This window comes from Streptomyces sp. NPDC088354, from assembly GCF_044753585.1.
GTDB lineage: Bacteria > Actinomycetota > Actinomycetes > Streptomycetales > Streptomycetaceae > Actinacidiphila.
Window position 1 is genome coordinate 12791 of record NZ_JBIVNJ010000040.1, and the last position, 17199, is coordinate 29989.

Genomic DNA, 17199 nt, shown 5'->3' on the forward strand with positions numbered 1-17199 from the left:
GGGATTCCGGGCGACGGGCTCCGCACGCCGCGCCGCCGCGCCGCCCCGCCACCGCGTGACATGGGCCACATCCGCCGGAATCTTCGCCTCGGGATGTAAGAAGCCCGCCTCCGCGCGCATTGCTCGGTGAGAGAGAGCCGAGATGGAGGGACGGAGCGTGACACATGCCCAACGCTTCCGGGACGTCTACGAGGAGTGCTATCCGCGGGTCCTTGCCTATGCCACCAGCCTGGTGGGGCGACAGGTAGGCGAGGACGTCGCCAGCGAGACGTTCACCGTCGCCTGGCGGCGGGTGCGGGACATCCCCCAGCCGGCACTGCCGTGGCTCCTGGGCGTGGCCCGCAACCTGGTGCGCGAGCTGCGCCGCCGGGACGCCCACCAGTACCTCCTCGCCGCCGAGGAAGCGCGGCGCATCAGCAGCGGCACCGGGACCGACGCCGGTGACGTCGCGGCGGAGGTCACCGATCGGCACGACGCGCTGCAGGCCCTGGCGAGCCTGCCGGAGGCCGACCGGGAATTGCTGACGCTCATCGCCTGGCACGGTCTGAGCGCCAAGGAGGCCGCCCAGGTCCTGCACTGCACCACCGCGACGCTGACCGTCCGGCTGTACCGGGCCCGCCGTCGACTGGAGAAGGCCCTGGAGGCGGCACCCGCGCCGCAGGCCGCCTCCGCACCTGCCGTAGAGGCCCCGTACCCCACCCACCGCGAAGGAGCACCCGCGTGAAGAACACCCACAGGCCGTCCGGGCGGCCCGACGTCATGAAGGTGCTCGCCGACGCGCGGCCGGGCGAACTGGACCCGTCCCGGCTGGTGGACCCCGTACGGCAGCGGGAGGACCTCGCACGGATCGTCGCCGGGGAGACGGACGGCCGCGCGGCACGCTTCCTCGCACCGCGCCGCAGAAGTGGGTTCCGGCCGCTGGGAGCCGTGGCGCTCGCCGCCGTGGCGGCGTCCGTGGTGGTCGTGAGCACGCTCGACTCGCAGGGGCCGGCCGATCGGACGGCCGCGCAGCCACCGTCCTCCGCCGCCGCCCCCTCGGACGGGGCGGGACCGGGCGCCGGGGAGGACCTCCGCGTCGACGGCCACTTCGAACTGCTCAGCGCGGCCAGGAAGGCGGAGTCCTCGGCCGCCGAGGGAACGTACTGGCAGACCACCACGCGCTCGGAGCACCTGGAGGTCACCGAGGCGAAGGGGCAGGTCTTCGCCGTGCGCAGCACGTCGACCGACGAGTGGTCGGTGGGCGTGCGCCCCGGCACCGCCAGCCTCATGGTGTCCGGCCTGGAATCCGCGACCGGGCCGCGGACCGCGGCGGACACGGCGCGCTGGCACGCCGCGGGCTCTCCCCGCACGGTCGAGGTCGGGATCGGGAAGGCAGCCGGGACCGGCAAGATCATGTTCACGATGGGAACCGGGCGCGGGCCGATGGTCATGCGGACGAACGTCGACGACAAGATCTACGCCGTCGGCCCGAACAACGTCACCTACAAGGACCTGCGCGCACTGCCCTCCACCAGCGGCGCGTTGAGCCGCTACCTGGAGCGGCTGCATGCCCAGGACAACGGTGCCGACACCGGCGCCGGGAACCGCAGTGCCTGGATGCTGCGCCAGGCGGCCAACCTGGTCACGATGCCCGTGAAGCCCGGCGTCCGGGCGGCCGCGTACCGCGTGATGGCGGATCTGCCCGGCGTCCGGGTGACCGGGCGCGTGACCGATCCCCTGGGGCGTGCGGGCGTCGGCGTCGACTTCCCCGTGAGCTACCGGACGCCGCTGGGGACCACGCGGGAGCGGCTGGTCGTGGACCCGTCCACCGGCGCGATGCTCAGCGACGAGGTCGTGCTGCTCGAACCCTCCGCCCAGGCGAGGACGGCGGGCCTCGGCGCGGGCACGACGGTCAACTACTCGGCGACGACCCGGATGAGCTGGGGCGAGCGCCAGATCACGGTGCCGAAGAACGCCCGTAGCTGAACCGCGGGGCCGGGGCCGGGGCCGCGCCGCGCGCAGGACACCCGTCCCGAGGCGACTCGCCCCGGCCCGCACCCACCGGCGACCCGGAGACCTGCCGCCGACCGCCGCCGACCGCCGCCGACAGGCCGCGGCAGGTCTCCGGGCGACGCCCACGGCCCCCGGCCCGCCGAAGTCTCCCGCGCCCCCGGCCACCCGGGGCGCCCCGTTCCCGCATCCCACCCGGCCCCCGGCCCCGCCACGCCCCAGCCCGCGCCGCTCCGACGTCCAGGCAACCCGAACAGGAGTCCGCCTGGTTGAACGGGTGTGGAACCACCCCCGCGGCCCCGGACCGCGCCCATGACGTGGGCGGCGACGCCAGGAGTGCCGCATCCCCCTTGGACGCGGGCCGGCCCGCCGGACACGCGAGCCCCGCCGCAGGGCTGCCCCCGCAACGTCTCCCACCTCTTGAGAAAGCCCGCGCCCATGCGCCTCCACAGGCCCTACATATCCATGTCCGCCGCGGTCGTCGTCTCCTCGCTGGGGATCGCCACGTACCTCCAGTCACCCGAGGGCAATGCCCACTCCGCCCCTGAGACCGCCTCGGTCGTCCAGGACGCCGCCGCCCCCGCGACCGGTCAGCCGGCCGCCGTCCCCGCGGCACCGCGGACGACGGCCCCGCCGGAGCCGGAGTTCCCCGCCCGGCTGCCGGGGCTCGGGCCCGAGACCCTGTCGCGGATCCCGGCCCGCACCCGGCAGGTCGTCCTGGTCACGGGCACCGGCAAGAAGTCGGCGTCCTCCAGGGTCGTGCTCTGGCAGCGCGTCGACGGTGGCTGGCGTCCGGGGGCGGTGTGGGCCGCGCACAACGGCTACCGGGGCTGGACCGACGAGCACTACGCGGGCGACCTGCACAGCCCCATAGGGGTGTTCGGTCTCACCGACGCCGGCGGACGGCTGGCCGACCCCGGCACCAAGCTGCCCTACCACCGCTCCGGCGCCTTCTCCATCAGCGGTACCGGTTTCGAGGGCGAACCGCTCGCCGGGTCCTTCGACTACGTCATCGCCATCAACTACAACCGGCAGCCCGGCACTTCACCGATGGACGGCGCCCAGCCGATGGGCGCGAACCGCGGCGGCGGTATATGGATCCACGTCGACCACGGCGGCCCCACGCACGCCTGCGTGAGCCTCTCCAAGACGCACATGCGCCAGCTGCTGCGGGTCCTCGACCCCGCCGACCACCCCGTCGTCGTCATGGGCGACGCGGCCTCTCTCGCCCGATGACAGTCCCGCGGTCCACAGGAGTAAGCGTGTCGTCCCTTTCCCACCGCACCGTGATCGCCCTTGCCGTCGCCGGGGCCTCGGTACTCACCGCCTGCGCGGGCCCGCACCCCGCCGCCACGCCCGCCGCGCAGGCGTCGGCGCCGTCCCGGGCCGCCTCGGGCGAGCCACGGTCCGCGGCAGCCCTCCGGCTCACCACGGGGGCCGCCGACGGCGAGCGGCACGCCTCCGTCGCCGCCGCCGGCGACGTCGAGGTCTCCGGCGGGAAGATCTCGTCCGTCACCCTCACCACCACGACCGGACAACAGGTACGCGGGACCGAGGCCGGCGATCACCGCCGCTGGTCCCCGGACGCCGCCCTGGCGTACGGGACCGCGTACCGCCTCGTCGTCCGGGCCGCCGACGAGGCGGGCCGGGAGCAGACCCGCCGCCTGTCCTTCACCACCCTCGCGAAGGACGAGCGCCTGGTCGGCACGTTCACCCCCGAGGACGGCTCGACCGTCGGGGTCGGCATGCCCGTGTCGCTGACCTTCAACAAGCCGGTCACCGACAAGAAGGCCGTCGAGGGCGGCATACGCGTCACCAGCGGAAGCGGCCAGCAGGTCGTCGGCCACTGGTTCGGCGACCAGCGCCTGGACCTGCGTCCGCAGACGTACTGGAAGGCGAACACCCGGGTCACCCTGAGTCTGCGCCTGGACGGCGTGAAGGCCGCGGCGAACGCCTACGGAACCCAGGACAGGACGGTCCGCTTCACCGTCGGCCGCCGTCAGGTCTCCACCGTCGACGCCGCCACGCACACGATGCGCGTCGTCCGCGACGGCCGCACCGTCCGCACGATCCCGATCACCTCCGGCGCACCGGGCCGCACCACGTACAACGGGCAGATGGTGATCTCCCAGAAGCTCGTCTCCACCCGCATGGACGGCGCCAGCGTGGGATACGCCGGGGAGTACGACATCCCCGACGTCCCGCACGCGATGCGCCTGTCGACCTCCGGCACCTTCATCCACGGCAACTACTGGGCGCCGGACTCCACCTTCGGCCACGCCAATGTCAGCCACGGCTGCGTGGGGCTGAACGACGTCCGCGGCGGCGGCGACTCCGGACAGGACGCGGCGTGGTTCTACAACCACTCCCTCCTCGGCGACGTGGTCGTGGTCAAGCACTCCCACGACCACACGATCGCCCCCGACAACGGCCTCAACGGCTGGAACATGTCCTGGGACCAGTGGAAGGCCGGCTCGGCCCTCGCCTGAGGCTTCTCCCGCGATGCGTCCGGCCCGCCCGCGCGCACGGCCGCGGCCCGGGACCCCGACGGCGGGATGCCGGGCCGCTGTGCCGCGCCGCGGCTCACCGACGGCATCCGATGCCCCGCCGGGCCCGGGTCGCCTGACCGGGAAGGACGCCTGTGCGAGGCTGGAGTCATGGCCCGCGCCGACTGCGTCGACGACCCGAACGCCCCGAGGGCGAACAGCATCGTCCCTCGGTCACGGCCGTCGCCCTCAACGGGGCCGGCGAGATCCTGCTCATCCACAGGACCGACAACGACCTGTGGGCGCTCCCCGGTGGCGGCGTCGACATCGGGGAGTCCGCGCCGGCCGCGGCCGTGCGGGAGACGGAGGAAGAGACCGGGTTCGACGTCGAGGTGACCGGCCTGATCGGCATCTACACCGACCCGGCCCACGTCATGGCCTACGACGACGGCGAGGTGCGCCAGCAGTTCTCCCTCTGCTTCCGGGCCCGCATCACCGGCGGCGAGCTCCGCACCAGCAGCGAGAGCAAGGACGTGGCCTTCGTACCCCCGAGCGAGTTGGACAAGCTCCGCATCCACCCCTCCATGCGGATGCGGATCGACCACGGATTGAGCGGTCGTACCGAGCCCTCCATCGGCTGATCGGCGCGGAGTGCCCCTCGCATGGGCACCGCACGGCAACTCGTGGCCCACGGGAGTCCTTGGGACAGGCGGCGGAGTTCAGTGGATCACCACGGCCTTTGACACCTACTGCCTGACCTTCGCGCGCGGGCTGGAGATCGGCGAACTGGTCCGCCGGATGGGGGATGACCCCGGTGCCATCCGCGAAGGACTCTCGGCCGACGAGGCGATGGACTGGTCGTACGAGAAGGGGCTCGTGGCCCGGCTGGGCAGTTGCGGTGGGTGGGCGTTCGCGCTGGAGCACTGGAGCGCCGAAGGTATGGAGCGCGGGGCGCTCCGCGACGTCTCGCGGGGAACCGAGGCGGTCGTGTACCTCGACGGCGGCGCTCCGCCTCGTTGGTTCCTGTACGCCGAAGACGGGCGCGTGCTCGGCGACTTCGAGCCTGGTTGGGGAGCCCCCCAGCTCGGCGGGGACGATCCGGGCCGGCTGGTGCCGGCGATGCGGGAGGTGGGACTGCTGCTCACCGACGGCACCGCCGCACCCGACGTGGACGCGGAGACGAAGATCCTCGACATGGGCGAACGCCACTTCGGCCTGGGCCTCCCGCGCGAGGCCGTGGAACACGGCACCCTCGCCGCGGTGAGCTTCGCCCCCTTCTAGCGCCTCCTGCCCGGGTGGGCCCCCGATGGACGGGACGCGCCGGGGGAGGACGGTCACACCCGACAACGGGCTGTCGATATTGCGTTGTCGGCCTCAGCCGGGCCGCGAGAGCATCCCGGCATGGACGACGAGCCCTCCGCACCTGCCGAAAGTATCCGTTTCGACCGGGTCGAACTGCGCCGATGGCACATGAACGATCTCGACGCCCTGGACCGGGCGACCACCGAATCCCTGGACACGCTCCTGCCGTGGATGGTCTGGGCGGCCGGCCACAACCGGCAGGCGACCGCCGACTTCCTGGCGCGTACCCACGACGACTGGGAGACCGGGGAGGCCTTCGGCTATGCGATCACGTCGGGTGGTGCCGTGATCGGCAGTTGCGGCCTGCACCGCCGCATCGGGGCGGGCGGCCTCGAGATCGGCTACTGGATCCACCCCCGGTGGACGGGTCAGGGACTCGTCACGATGGCCGCGGCGGCTCTTGCGGGGCAGGGTTTCCGACTCCCCGGCGTCGACCGCGTCGAGATCCATCACGACGCCGCCAACACGGCCAGTGGCGCCGTGCCCTTCCGCCTGGGCTTCACCGAGGTCGAACGCTTCCACGTGCCGGGCGGCCCTGCCGCCCCCGGTGAAGTGGGGATCGACGTCGTCTGGCGGATGACGGTGGACCAGTGGCACGCCGCACAGCCGGTTTCCCGCCCAACCCGCGCCGCAGGTCAGGCATGAGCGCATGATCCCCATGGAGCGGGCCATCGCGCTGGTCGAGCAGGTGCTGGCGCGCGAGGAGGCGGAGTCGCCGCACACCGCCGCCCCTCCCATGGTCGTCTGGAAGACCCGGCGGCACGCCCTTGGCTGGCTCGTCTTCGCACAGTCCGCGGCGTGGGTCAGGACCCGGGACAGCAGGGCCGTGTTCCTCGGGGTCGGCCCCTACCTGGTGGACGCCGTTGACGGCAGCGTCCACACGATCGGCTACGTCGCGTACCGCATGGGCGAGTGGGAGGACGACTACCGTCACCGTGTGAAGGGCCGCCCACGGCCGGCCGCGCCGGACGACCTGGGTGTCGTGGCCGCCCGTGTCCTGGCGGCCGAGGGCCGCGTCGCGGCCATGCGGTTGCTGCGCAAGCGCGCAACTCACCTGACGCTGGGGCAGGTTCGCGAGTACGTCGCCGCCCTCAATCGCGGCGAGGAGCCGTCGGAAGACCTCGCGGAGCGTGCTGCCGGGCCCCGTGGAGCCGTTCCTCTCCTACCGGTCACCACGGTCATGGGCCCAGCGGACCCGCCGGTTCGACCGCAGCGCCGCGGGGCCCCGGCCATGTCCTCTTCTTCGGCACGCGGTGAGAGAGGGACAACGTGATCGGCGATGGCCCCGCGACTTGCGCGGCGCGGCCTCAGTTCACCGTGGTGTTGAGGATGACCGCGATCGCGAGCCAGACCAGGTAGGCGGCCAGGACGACGCCGGTCATGGCGAGCGCCTTGAGCGGCGCCGGGAACTGCTTCCTGGCGATGGAGGTGTTCGCGGCGATGCCCAGCAGGCCGATGCCCGCGCCCAGCGCGCCGCCGACGAACAGGCCGAACGGCAGTACCGACAGCACCCACTGCCACCAGGTGAGCCCGCGGAACCTCGACCAGTGATCGGTCTTGCCGAGATCCGGTCTGGCACCCTTGACCCGCTGCATGTGAAGACCCCTCCCCCACTCTCCGGGGGCGGCAGTGTGCCACGGTCATATGTCGCGCCGAAGACCGTGACGCGAGCGGTGTCTTGACGCCGGGCGGCGCGCGGGGGAACCGTGGGGCGCCACACCGGTCGCGGACGCGGTCCGCGGCCGTCTGGCGGACCTGGCGCGTGTCGAGCCCATGATCGACGAGTCGGGGGCACCGGCGCAGACCGTCGCGGACTGGCTGGAGGCGCGGGACAGGATCGCCGAGACCGCTCCGCACCCTCCCGAGCGGGCCGCGTCGCCGCTCCTGCTCGCCCCGCACGAGATGGACGACGTGTTCGCCGGCTCGACCGTGGACGATCCCGGGCGCGTGCTCGTCCGCGAGCTCGCGGGAGACGACCGCGACCGGGGCGGACGCGGCTGGTGGTGGAACCGGCGGCCGGATCCTCTGCCGTGGCATGACGCCTGACACCCCGGGCAGCAGTGGGCCAGCGGTTCAAAGCGTGCGCCGAGCCCGTGGGAACCGGGCCGAATCGCGACTAAGGTGTCCGGTTACCGCTGGTGGGGAGCCGGCGGACGAACGGTTGTGTGGGGCGATGGTGTCCCTGGGGAGGACGTGTACCGCCATGAGTCGTCGTTCCAGCGGACTGGCCGGGATCTGGGCCGAGGCGCAGCGCCAGCAGCAGCGGCAGCGGGAGGCGCAGCTGCGCTCGCAGGTGCAGCGTCAAAGGGACGCGGAGCGGAAGCAGCGGGCCCACGAGCGCGACATGGCGCGCGGCCATCGTGAGCAGCAGGCGGCGTACCGGCGGCACCGGGAGGCGGACGCGCGTCGCCGCACCGAGGAGCTGGACGCGCGGGTCGCGGCCCTGGGGGGTCTGCTGGCCGCCGGGTGCCGGGCTCCGGCGTTCCGGTCGGCCGCGCTCGTCCGGCCGGAGCAGATCGAGGCGTTCGCCCCCGGCCCGCTGGCCCGGCCCCTCGCGATGCCGGACCCGAACCAGTACCAGGCGCAGGGTGGTTGGGGCCTGGGGGCGCATCGGCGTGCCCAGGCGCAGGACGAGGCGCGGGCCCGGTTCGAGCGCGACTGGCACGCCGCGCAGGCCGCCGAACAGCAGCGGCAGCGGCAGCTGGCGACGTACCGGCAGCAGTACGACCAGTGGGCGGGCGCGCAGCTGGCGGAGATACGCCGTCACAACGCCGCGATAGCGGAGATGGCCGCGGCGCTCCGCGACGGGGACCCGGACGCGGCCGTGGAGTACTTCTCCGCGGCGCTGTACGCGTCCTCGGCCTGGCCCGAGGCGATGCCGCGGCAGCTGTCCGCCGCCTACGACCCGTCCGGGCGGCAGCTGGTGGTGAACTGGGAACTGCCCGCGTACGACATCGTCCCGGAGGCGAAGTCGGTGCGCTACGTGCCGTCCGCCGACCAGGACAAGGAGACGGCACGCCCGGTCGCCCAGCGGCGGGCGCTGTACCGCGACGTGCTGGCGCAGTGCCTGCTGCTGGTGCTGCGCGACCTGTTCGCGGCCGACGAGTTCGGGGCGCTGGAGTCGGTCGCGCTGAACGGCTTCGTGGACGACCACGATCCGGCGACCGGCCGGCGTGCCGAGATCGTCCTGGCGACCGTCATGGCCGCCCGCCCGGCCTTCGCCGCGCTGAACCTGGAACAGGTCAACGCGGTGGACTGCCTCGTGGACGGCCTCCGCGGTCAGCTCTCCGTGCGTCCCGACCAGCGCGCCGCGGTCAGGCCGGGGCGGCTGCCCGGCGACGTCGGCGGGGACGTCGTCACGCACGGAGGGGACGACGAGCCGGACCTGTACACCATGGATCCGATCGCCTTCGAGTCGCTGGTCGCGGACCTGTTCCGCGCCATGGGGATGCGCGCGGTGACGACGCAGCGCTCGAACGACGGCGGCGTCGACGTCGAGGCGGACGATCCCACCCCGATACGGGGCGGGAAGATCGTCGTGCAGGTCAAGCGCTACCGCAACACGGTCCCGCCGACCGCGGTCCGCGATCTGTACGGCACCGTGCAGGACGCGGGCGCCAACAAGGGCGTGCTGGTCACCACCTCCGGGTTCGGCCCGGGGTCCCGTACGTTCGCGAACGGCAAGCCGCTGGAGCTGGTGTCCGGCGGCGAACTGGTCGACCTGCTGCACCGTCACGGGCTGCGCGGCAGGCTGGGCGACGGCGGGTCCGGCGCGTCCGGCGGTCCCGGTCGGCGGCCCGCCCCGGAGCGCGCGGCCGGCGAACAGCCCGTCGATCACAACGTGCTGGGCATGTCGTGGTCGGGCGCCGTCGCCGTGGACGTGTGCGCACTCGTCTGCCGGGGGTCCCGGGTACTCAGCGACGACCACTTCGTCTTCTACAACAACCCCGGGACCCCCGAGGGGGCGGTCCGCTCGGTCGGCGACGCGGCGCCCGACAAGGCGGCGCTCCGCGTCGCCTTCGACGCGCTGCCGGAGCGGGCCGACCGGCTCGTCCTCGTGGCGGCGGTCGATCCCGTCGCCGACCCCCGGGCGGACCTGTCGGGTTTCACCGACGCGGGCATCCGGCTCCTGGACGCCTCGGGCACCGAACTCGACCGCCTGGAGGTGTCCGACGGCCGCCCGGGCGAGACCGCGCTGGTCCTCGGTTCGTTCCGTCGTCGCGCCACCGGCGACTGGGACTTCGTCATCGGCGGCAAGGGCTACGCCGGAGGCCTGGAGGCCCTGGTCCAGGAGTACGGCATCGAGGTGGCCTAGGCGTCCGGGAAGCCCGTACGGCCCGGGGTCGGCGCGTTCGTTCGTCGCCCGTCCGGAACGATCACGGGGGAGGAGGCGCTACCGGGATCACGGCGGGGAGAGCACCGAGCGGAGCTGTCTGCGGGAGCTGACCCCGAGCTTGGCGAACACGTTGCCGAGGTGCCACTCCACCGTGCGCGGGCTGATGAACAGCTGGGCGGCGATCTCGCTGTTGGTGTACCCGTCCCTGGCCAGCCCGGCGATCTGGGACTCCTGGCCGGTGAGTTCGGTGGCGGTGTCGACCACCCGCTTCCGTACGGTCTCCCCCGTCGCCAGAAGCTCCCGGCGGGCCCGTTCGGCGAAGCCGTCCGCTCCGAACCGGCTGAACGCCTCGTAGGCGGCGCGCAGTTGGGTGCGGCTCTCCCGGCGGCGGTTCTGGCGGCGCAGCCACTCGCCGTACACCAGACGGGCGCGGGCGAGGTGGACGGCGATCCGGCAGTGCTCGAGGCGGTCGATCGCCTCCCGGTGGAGCGCGTCCGCGGCCCGGTCGTCGCTCAGCAGGGCGCGTGAGCAGGCCTCCACACCGAGCGCCCACTCGGTGCCGGCGGCGCGTGCACGGTGCGAGAGCCTGTCCAGCGCCGACACGGCGGCCTGCGGCCGCCCGCTGCGGGCGCCGGCCTCGATCAGTTCGAACAGGGCCCATCCGAGGAATCCCGGGTCCTCGTACCGGCAGACGTGCGTCGCGGCGGCCAGGGCGGCGTCGTAGTGGCCGAGGCCGTTCTCCAGGACAGCGGTGGCGTACTCGGCCAGGCTCAGCGCGCGGCCCTCGCCCCGGGCCGCCACCTCGTCGGCGGTGGCCCGGATGAGGTCCCGCGCCGGGGACTCCTCGGCACGCCAGGCGGCGAGCAGCAGTGAGGTGTACATCATGGGTACCCCGCCCACCGCCTCCGAGATCGCCGTCGCCTCGTCGATCAGGGCCTCGGCGGTGCAGAACCCGCCGGCGAACACGTGGAAGCACGCCTGGTACGTCAGCGCCATCGGGAGCACGGCGAGCGCCCCGGCCTCGCGGGCCATGCCCACGGCGCCGGTCGCCAGTTCCTGCCACGCGTCGTCGTCCCACAGCTCCGGCGCGAGGGGCTCCGGGGTCACCCGGCAGGCCAGCCACATCCAGCGCCGGTCCGCATCCGTCGCTCCCGCCCCCTGCTCCTGCCGGACCACGTGCAGCGCCCGCCGGACCTCGCCGGCGGCGGCGTGGCCGTCGATGACCAGGCCCGCCATGCTGTCCAGAAGGACGTCGACCATCCGCGGCGGGGACGACGGCGGCGGTCCCGCGCGGGCCGCCTCCGCCACCTCGCGCAGCCCGGGGCCCGTGCTCAGCCGGCCGGCGAACATCGCCGCCCCGAACGCCTCCAGCAGGGTGTCACGGGCCAGAGCGCTGTCGAGCGGCGCGAGCCGGTGCGCGGCGTCGAGCAGCAGGCCGGGCGCGTCGCCGCCCCGCACCTGCGAGAACACCAACCGCGCCCGCAGCCGCTCCAGCCTCGCACACTGCAGGTCGTCGAGCGGGCCGGCCTCCGCGACCGCCAGCAGGTCGTGGGCCTGGTCGGCCCCGCCGGCGTCGACGGCGGCCTGCGCGGCGGCCAGCGCACGGTCGACCCGGCGGGCGGGACCGGGCGTCAGCTCCGCCGCCCGCCGCAGGAACGCGGCGGCCGCGGCGGCTCCGCCCCTGCCCTGGGCCCGGCCCGCCGAGCGCTCCAGGTCGACGGCGACGCTCTCTTCGGGCCGGGCCGCCGCGTGGGCGCGGTGCCACGCCCTGCGATCGGGATCGAGGTGCGGATCGGTGGCCTCGGCCAGCGCCCGGTGCGCCACCCGGCGATTCGGCACCGGCGTCCTTCGGTAGACGGCCGAGCGCACCAGGGGGTGGTGGAACCGCACCCTGGCCCCGAACTCCACCAGTCCCGCGGCCTCGGCCGGGGCCGCGGCATCCGCGGGTATCCCCAGCAGGCCTGCCGCACGCCAGAGCAGGCCCACGTCCCCGGTCGGCTCGGCCGCGGCGGTCAGCAGGAGCCGCCGGCTGTCCTGGGGCAGGGAGCGGAACCGCTGGTGGAAGGCGGCTTCGATGCCGTTCGCGACAGGGCGGCCCTCGGGAAGCCAGAATCCGCCCGCCAGCTCGGCGGGACCGAGCGCGCTGGGGAGCTGCAGCAGGGCCATGGGGTTGCCGTGCGCCTCGGCGACGATCCGATCCCGAACCAGGGGATCCAGGGGTACGCCCACGACCGAGGCCAGCAGGGCCCGTGCGTCGCGCTCGCTGAGACCGCCGACGACCAGCTCCGGCAGACCGGCCAGGGTGCGGTCGCCGTCGGGCTCCCGCACCGCGAAAACCAGAGCGATCGATTCGGCCATCAGCCGCCTGGCGACGAACGCCAGGGCCTGCCCGGACGCGTCGTCCAGCCACTGCGCGTCATCGACGAGGCAGGCCAGCGGCCGGGCCTCGGCGACGCGGGCCAGCAGGCTGAGCACGGCCAGTCCCACCAGGAACCGGTGCGGCGCCGCCCCCTTCGGCTCTCCCCCGCCCTCCCGCAGACCGAACGCGACGGACAAGGCGTCCCGCTGCGGTCCGGGCAGCTCGTGGAGCCGGTCCAGCATGGGCGCGCAGAGCTGGTGGAGGCTCGCGAACGGGAGCTCCATCTCCGACTCGACGCCCGCCACACCGACGGTACGGAACCCGGAGGCCCGCCGGGCGGCATGGTCCAGGAGGGCCGTCTTGCCGATCCCCGCCTCACCGCGGAGCACCAGGACCGCGCTGCTGCCCGCCCCCGCCGTGGTCAGCACCCGCTCCAGCGCGGCCAGCTCCGGACCCCGGCCGTGAAGTGCGACCTGTGTGTCGACGACGGGTGCGCCCATGGACCGACTTCCTGATCCGCTCCTGGTGCGTCGCACGGCCCGTGCGACCGCTGCGATCGGATGCGCCGCGGTCGGCGTGGCGCCGTCCGCCGGACGCCGGGCGGGCTTTCGCGGGATCCGCCCGACGTGCACATTTTATCCCTTTTGTGCATGCCGTCCGCTGTCCAGGCCGGGGGCCCCTCCCGCCCCCGGGGGTCCGGCCCCGGGGCGGACCCCCGGGGGTTCCCCTGGGGCGACGCGCACCCCGCGGATCCATCGTGGACCGGTCGGTGTGCAGCGAGCCGCCGACGACAGCAAGGAGAACCACATGTCTGTGACCCCCGAAGAGACAGCGATCCGCCCGTTCACGTTCGAGTTCCCCGATGCGGTACTCGAGGACCTGCGCGCGCGGATCGTGGCGACGCGCTGGCCCGAGAGGGAGACCGTCGCAGATCAGTCCCAGGGCACGCAGCTCGCGACGATCCAGGAGCTCGCACGCTACTGGGCCACCGAGTACGACTGGCGCAAGGTCGAGGCGAAGCTGAAGGCCGTACCGCATTTCATCACCGAGATCGACGGGCTGGACATCCACTTCATCCACGTCCGTTCCCGGCACGAGAACGCCCTGCCGCTGATCGTCACGCACGGGTGGCCCGGGTCGGTCGTCGAGCAGCTGAAGATCATCGAGCCGCTCACCGACCCCACCGCGCACGGCGGCGACGCCTCCGACGCCTTCCACGTGGTGATCCCGTCGATGCCCGGCTACGGCTTCTCGGGCAAGCCGACCGCGAAGGGCTGGGGTCCCGAGCGCATCGCGAGCGCCTGGGGCGAGCTGATGAAGCGCCTGGGCTACACCAAGTACGCCGCGCAGGGCGGCGACTGGGGCGCGGTCGTCACGGACCTCATGGGCGTGCAGGAGCCCGAGGGCCTGGTCGGCATCCACACCAACATGCCCAAGGTGGTTCCGCCCGCCATCGAGGCGGCGATCGTGGCCGGCAACCCGCTGCCGTCCGACGTCGTTCTGGCCAACGACGAGGAGAAGGCGGCCGTCGCGCAGCTGGACTTCGTGTACCGGCACGTCTACTACGCCTACATGATGGGCTCGCGCCCGCAGTCGCTGACCGCGTTCGCGGACTCCCCCGTCGGCCTGGCCGCCTTCATGCTCGACCACGACGCGGCCAGTCTGGCCCTCATCTCCCGGGCCTTCGACGGAGTGGCCGAAGGCCTGTCCCGGGACGACGTCCTGGACAACATCACGCTCTTCTGGCTGACGAACACCGCGGTGTCCGCGGCGCGTCTCTACGCGGAGAACACGTCACCGTTCTTCGGTGCCAAGGGCGTCAGGCTCCCGGTCGCGGTGAGCGTCTTCCCCGACGAGCTCTACCAGGCGCCCAAGAGCTGGGCCGAGCAGGCCTACCCCAACCTCGTCCACTACAACCGGCTCCCCAAGGGCGGCCACTTCGCCGCCTGGGAGCAGCCGGAGCTCTTCGTGAACGAGGTCCGCACGGGCCTGCGGTCGCTTCGGTAGCCGACCGGCGGTTCTCCCGGTGCCCCGCCACGTCGGCGTGGCGGGGCACCGGGGCCGGCGCGTGCCCGTGGATCAGTGGGCCGTCCACTTCTGGCCGGCGGCGGAGCCGCACGTCCACAGGTGCAGCCTGGTGCCGTTGGCACCCGAGGCGTCCTCGAGGGTGACGCACTTGCCGGCCTGCAGATTGACCAGCCGGTGCGCGGAGTCGAACCGGAACTGCTGGGCGCCGGTGCCGTTGCAGTCGGCGAGCTGGATCCCCGCCCCGTCGTCCCGTGAGCCGTTCACGACGTCCAGGCACCGGCCCACGGACCGGATGCTGGTGTCCGGCATGACCTGCCAGGTCTGCTGGGGGCTCCCTGTGCAGTCCCACACCTGCAGCGGCGTGTTGTTCGGGGTGCTGTTGTCGATGCAGCGGCCGGAGGCGGGGTTGAGGATGGCCCCGTCCGGCACGGTCTCGTCCGCCGGGGCGCCGGTGGACGAGGTGCCCGCCGTGGGCTGCTGCGCGGTGCCGCCGGGCTTCCCGGCTCCGCCCGGCTTCTCGTTCCCGCCGGTCCGGTCCGGGGACGGGGTGGAGCCGGCGCTGTCACCGGCGCTCGCGCTGGTCCCGGGCGATTGCCGCGGACTGTTCGGGGCGGAGGGCGACAGCGCCGCGGACGGGCTCGCGGGGGCCGTGACGTCCCCGGGGATCCGGTCGCCCGAGGCGGCGTCGGTGATGGTGACCGTCGCCGCGCCCCGGCCGTCGCCGTCGACGGCGCGCACGGCGAAGGGGACGCATGCGAGGACGCCCACGGCCAGGACCGCGCCGATGAGGACGGTCCTGCGGGACCGTGGGCGAGGAGCGGAGGGCGCCGCGGCGCCGGCCGCGGCCTGGGCGGCTCCCCCGCCGCCGGTCTCCTCGGTCGCCGGGCGCGGCGCGAACGCGAGCCCCGCCGCGAACCCGTCGGCGAACGTGGACCCGGGCGCCCCCGAGGGGTCCTCGGGCTCCTCGGGGATCTCCGCGGCCCGCCGGGAGCGCTCCGTCACGGTCCGGCCGTCGGTCCAGTCCGCGGGCGTCGCACTCGTACTGGCGGCTGCCTCGGCGATAGCGGTCGTCCTCTGCGTCCGGCGGGGCAGCGGCGTGGAGCCTGCGGGCGGCGCCGCCCGGGTCCCGTCGGCTGCCGCCGTCCCGTCGTTGGGAGAAGCCGTCATTGCGTCCTTCCAGGATCAGAAGTGGCGAGAAGAAGCCCGGCCGCACGAACAGGGAATCCGCCCGCTCGTCCGTCCTCGGGCACCCCGCGCCGGCGGACCGGCCGACCGCGGGCGGCCGGAAGGCGTGCGGGGACCCCTTCTGCCTGGGGGACGCAGATACGGCGAGGGGCGCCAGCCGTGCTGCGCCTTGTGCCTTGGAGTACGGCGCCTCGGGGAGCGCCACACGGACCCTAGCACTCGGCGTCCGCTGACACGGTGTGGGAGGTGGCACACTCCTCTGCCGGGCGGGCGTCCCGCAGGCCGGTCCACCGGCCAGGTCACGACGTGACCCGCGGATCCACCACACCCGGGGCGAGTTGCGGCAGGCGCGGCGGGCGGGAGGCCGCACCGCACGCCCTCCGGCCAGGACCCCGTCTCGCAGTGCCACGGTGTGCGTGCGCACGGTCGCGTGTCACACCGTCTCGGCCGCGAGTCCTCACGCCGGAGGCGGCCGCGAGACCCGCGGGCGGACGCAGTGGTGCGCCTGCCTCGACATGACCCGCACGGAGCACGGCATCGACGTGCCCGTCCCGCCGCACGGGACCGCATCGGCCGGCACGCGAGCCCGGACCGGTGGCACGACTGGTGAGGGGCGGGCCCCCGGCGCGCGGTCGGCGACGGCCCGCGCCATCGACCGGCCCGCCGCTTCGGCCTCATGCCAACGGCCAGAGCTGTGAGGCAGGTCGGTGTGGCGCGTCGTCGCGATCAGTGAGACGCGGCGGGTCGGCGGGATGCGGCCGCGCCGCCGCCCGCTCGCACAGGGCGAGGCCGCAGGGCTGACGGCCCGCCCGGTCAGGCGCCGCCCGCCCCTGAGGGACGCGGTGCGGCGCGGACGTGCATGCGCTCGCCCCGGCGGCCGAAGAGACTCAGGATCTCGACGGGGTGGTCGCCGGCGCTGCCGAACCAGTGCGGTCGGCGGGTGTCGAACTCGGCCGCCTCGCCGACGCGGAGGACCAGGTCGTGGTCGTCCAGGACGAAGCGCAGCCGCCCCGCCAGGACGTAGAGCCATTCGTACCCGTCGTGCACACGCGGGTCCGGCTCGTTCTGGGAGGCGGGGATGATCACCTTCCAGGCCTGCAGGGCGTCCGGGCCGCCGGTCAGGGGAACGACGGTCCTGCCGTTCACCCGGCGCGGGGCCGGGGGGACGCGGGGGTCGCCGGACGGGGGCGCGCCGACCAGTTCGTCGAGCGGCACCCGGTGTGCCCGGGCGATCGGCAGCAGCAGTTCGAGGCTCGGGCGGCGCCCACCGGTCTCCAGCCGGGACAGCGTGCTCTTCGAGATGCCGGTGGCCTCGGACAGTACGGCCAGCGTGACGCCCCGCCCGGTGCGCAGGCGCTTGAGCCGGGGGCCGACCTCGGCGAGGGTGGCGGCGACCGCCGGTGAGTGCTCCACGCCGCCATTCCACCGCGCCCGTCCCGGGGTCGGCGATCCGG

At 74.0% G+C, this 17199-nt stretch carries 14 protein-coding genes and 1 pseudogene; 11 read left to right on the forward strand and 4 right to left on the reverse strand.

Features of this window, described 5'->3' with window-relative positions; translation table 11 throughout:
* Positions 1-157: 157 nt before the first annotated feature.
* The 8 genes and pseudogenes from ACIP98_RS35195 (at position 158) to ACIP98_RS35230 (ending at position 7110) form a co-directional block, all read left to right on the forward strand.
* Positions 158-724, forward strand: a complete 567-nt coding sequence (locus ACIP98_RS35195; RefSeq protein WP_401980074.1) for an RNA polymerase sigma factor — start codon at positions 158-160, stop codon at positions 722-724.
* Positions 721-1965: a CU044_5270 family protein gene (locus tag ACIP98_RS35200; RefSeq protein WP_401980077.1), complete on the forward strand. Its 1245-nt coding sequence runs from the start codon at positions 721-723 to the stop codon at positions 1963-1965. Before ACIP98_RS35195 ends, ACIP98_RS35200 begins: the two co-directional genes overlap by 4 nt.
* Positions 1966-2427: 462 nt before the next feature.
* Positions 2428-3225 carry a L,D-transpeptidase family protein gene (locus tag ACIP98_RS35205; protein WP_401980080.1) on the forward strand — a complete coding sequence of 266 codons (798 nt, stop codon included), beginning with the start codon at positions 2428-2430 and terminating at the stop codon, positions 3223-3225.
* Entirely contained in the window at positions 3222-4478 is a 1257-nt protein-coding gene (locus ACIP98_RS35210; protein WP_401980081.1) for an Ig-like domain-containing protein, read from the forward strand. The genes ACIP98_RS35205 and ACIP98_RS35210 overlap by 4 nt, the downstream gene beginning before the upstream one ends.
* A gap of 168 nt (positions 4479-4646) precedes the next feature.
* Positions 4647-5116 (forward strand): annotated as a pseudogene (locus tag ACIP98_RS35215) (NUDIX hydrolase).
* 10 nt (positions 5117-5126) lie between these two features.
* Positions 5127-5756 (forward strand): DUF6461 domain-containing protein, encoded by a 630-nt coding sequence (locus ACIP98_RS35220; RefSeq protein WP_401980082.1) that lies wholly within the window; start codon positions 5127-5129, stop codon positions 5754-5756.
* A 120-nt stretch (positions 5757-5876) separates the two neighbouring features.
* Complete coding sequence (locus ACIP98_RS35225; RefSeq protein WP_401980084.1) at positions 5877-6482, forward strand: GNAT family N-acetyltransferase; 606 nt, start codon at positions 5877-5879, stop codon at positions 6480-6482.
* Between the two features lie 4 nt (positions 6483-6486).
* Complete coding sequence (locus ACIP98_RS35230; protein ID WP_401980086.1) at positions 6487-7110, forward strand: YrhB domain-containing protein; 624 nt, start codon at positions 6487-6489, stop codon at positions 7108-7110.
* A 34-nt stretch (positions 7111-7144) separates the two neighbouring features.
* Here ACIP98_RS35230 and ACIP98_RS35235 read toward each other — a convergent pair whose 3' ends face one another.
* Positions 7145-7432, reverse strand: a complete 288-nt coding sequence (locus ACIP98_RS35235) for a hypothetical protein (protein ID WP_319662558.1) — start codon at positions 7430-7432, stop codon at positions 7145-7147.
* A gap of 178 nt (positions 7433-7610) precedes the next feature.
* Between ACIP98_RS35235 and ACIP98_RS35240 the strand changes: the two genes are divergently transcribed.
* Both ACIP98_RS35240 and ACIP98_RS35245 read left to right on the forward strand, forming a co-directional pair.
* Positions 7611-7883, forward strand: coding sequence for a hypothetical protein (locus ACIP98_RS35240; RefSeq protein WP_401980090.1), 273 nt, complete (start codon positions 7611-7613; stop codon positions 7881-7883).
* Positions 7884-8040: 157 nt separating this feature from the next.
* On the forward strand, positions 8041-10152 hold the full coding sequence (locus ACIP98_RS35245) for a restriction endonuclease (protein WP_401980093.1): 2112 nt from the start codon (positions 8041-8043) through the stop codon (positions 10150-10152).
* A gap of 87 nt (positions 10153-10239) precedes the next feature.
* On the opposite strand, the gene ACIP98_RS35250 is transcribed toward ACIP98_RS35245, so the two are convergent.
* Positions 10240-13032, reverse strand: coding sequence for an AAA family ATPase (locus ACIP98_RS35250; protein WP_401980096.1), 2793 nt, complete (start codon positions 13030-13032; stop codon positions 10240-10242).
* A gap of 307 nt (positions 13033-13339) precedes the next feature.
* Here ACIP98_RS35250 and ACIP98_RS35255 point away from each other — a divergent pair, with 307 nt between their 5' ends.
* A complete protein-coding gene (locus ACIP98_RS35255) occupies positions 13340-14539 on the forward strand; it encodes an epoxide hydrolase (protein ID WP_319662562.1) in 1200 nt (399 codons plus the stop codon).
* 72 nt (positions 14540-14611) lie between these two features.
* Here the strand turns inward: ACIP98_RS35255 and ACIP98_RS35260 are convergent, their stop codons facing one another.
* Both ACIP98_RS35260 and ACIP98_RS35265 read right to left on the reverse strand, forming a co-directional pair.
* The gene (locus ACIP98_RS35260; RefSeq protein WP_401980098.1) at positions 14612-15727 is read right to left on the reverse strand and encodes a ricin-type beta-trefoil lectin domain protein; all 1116 of its coding nucleotides are present in this window, start codon (positions 15725-15727) and stop codon (positions 14612-14614) included.
* A gap of 831 nt (positions 15728-16558) precedes the next feature.
* Positions 16559-17158, reverse strand: coding sequence for a helix-turn-helix domain-containing protein (locus ACIP98_RS35265; protein WP_401980101.1), 600 nt, complete (start codon positions 17156-17158; stop codon positions 16559-16561).
* Positions 17159-17199: the final 41 nt, after the last annotated feature.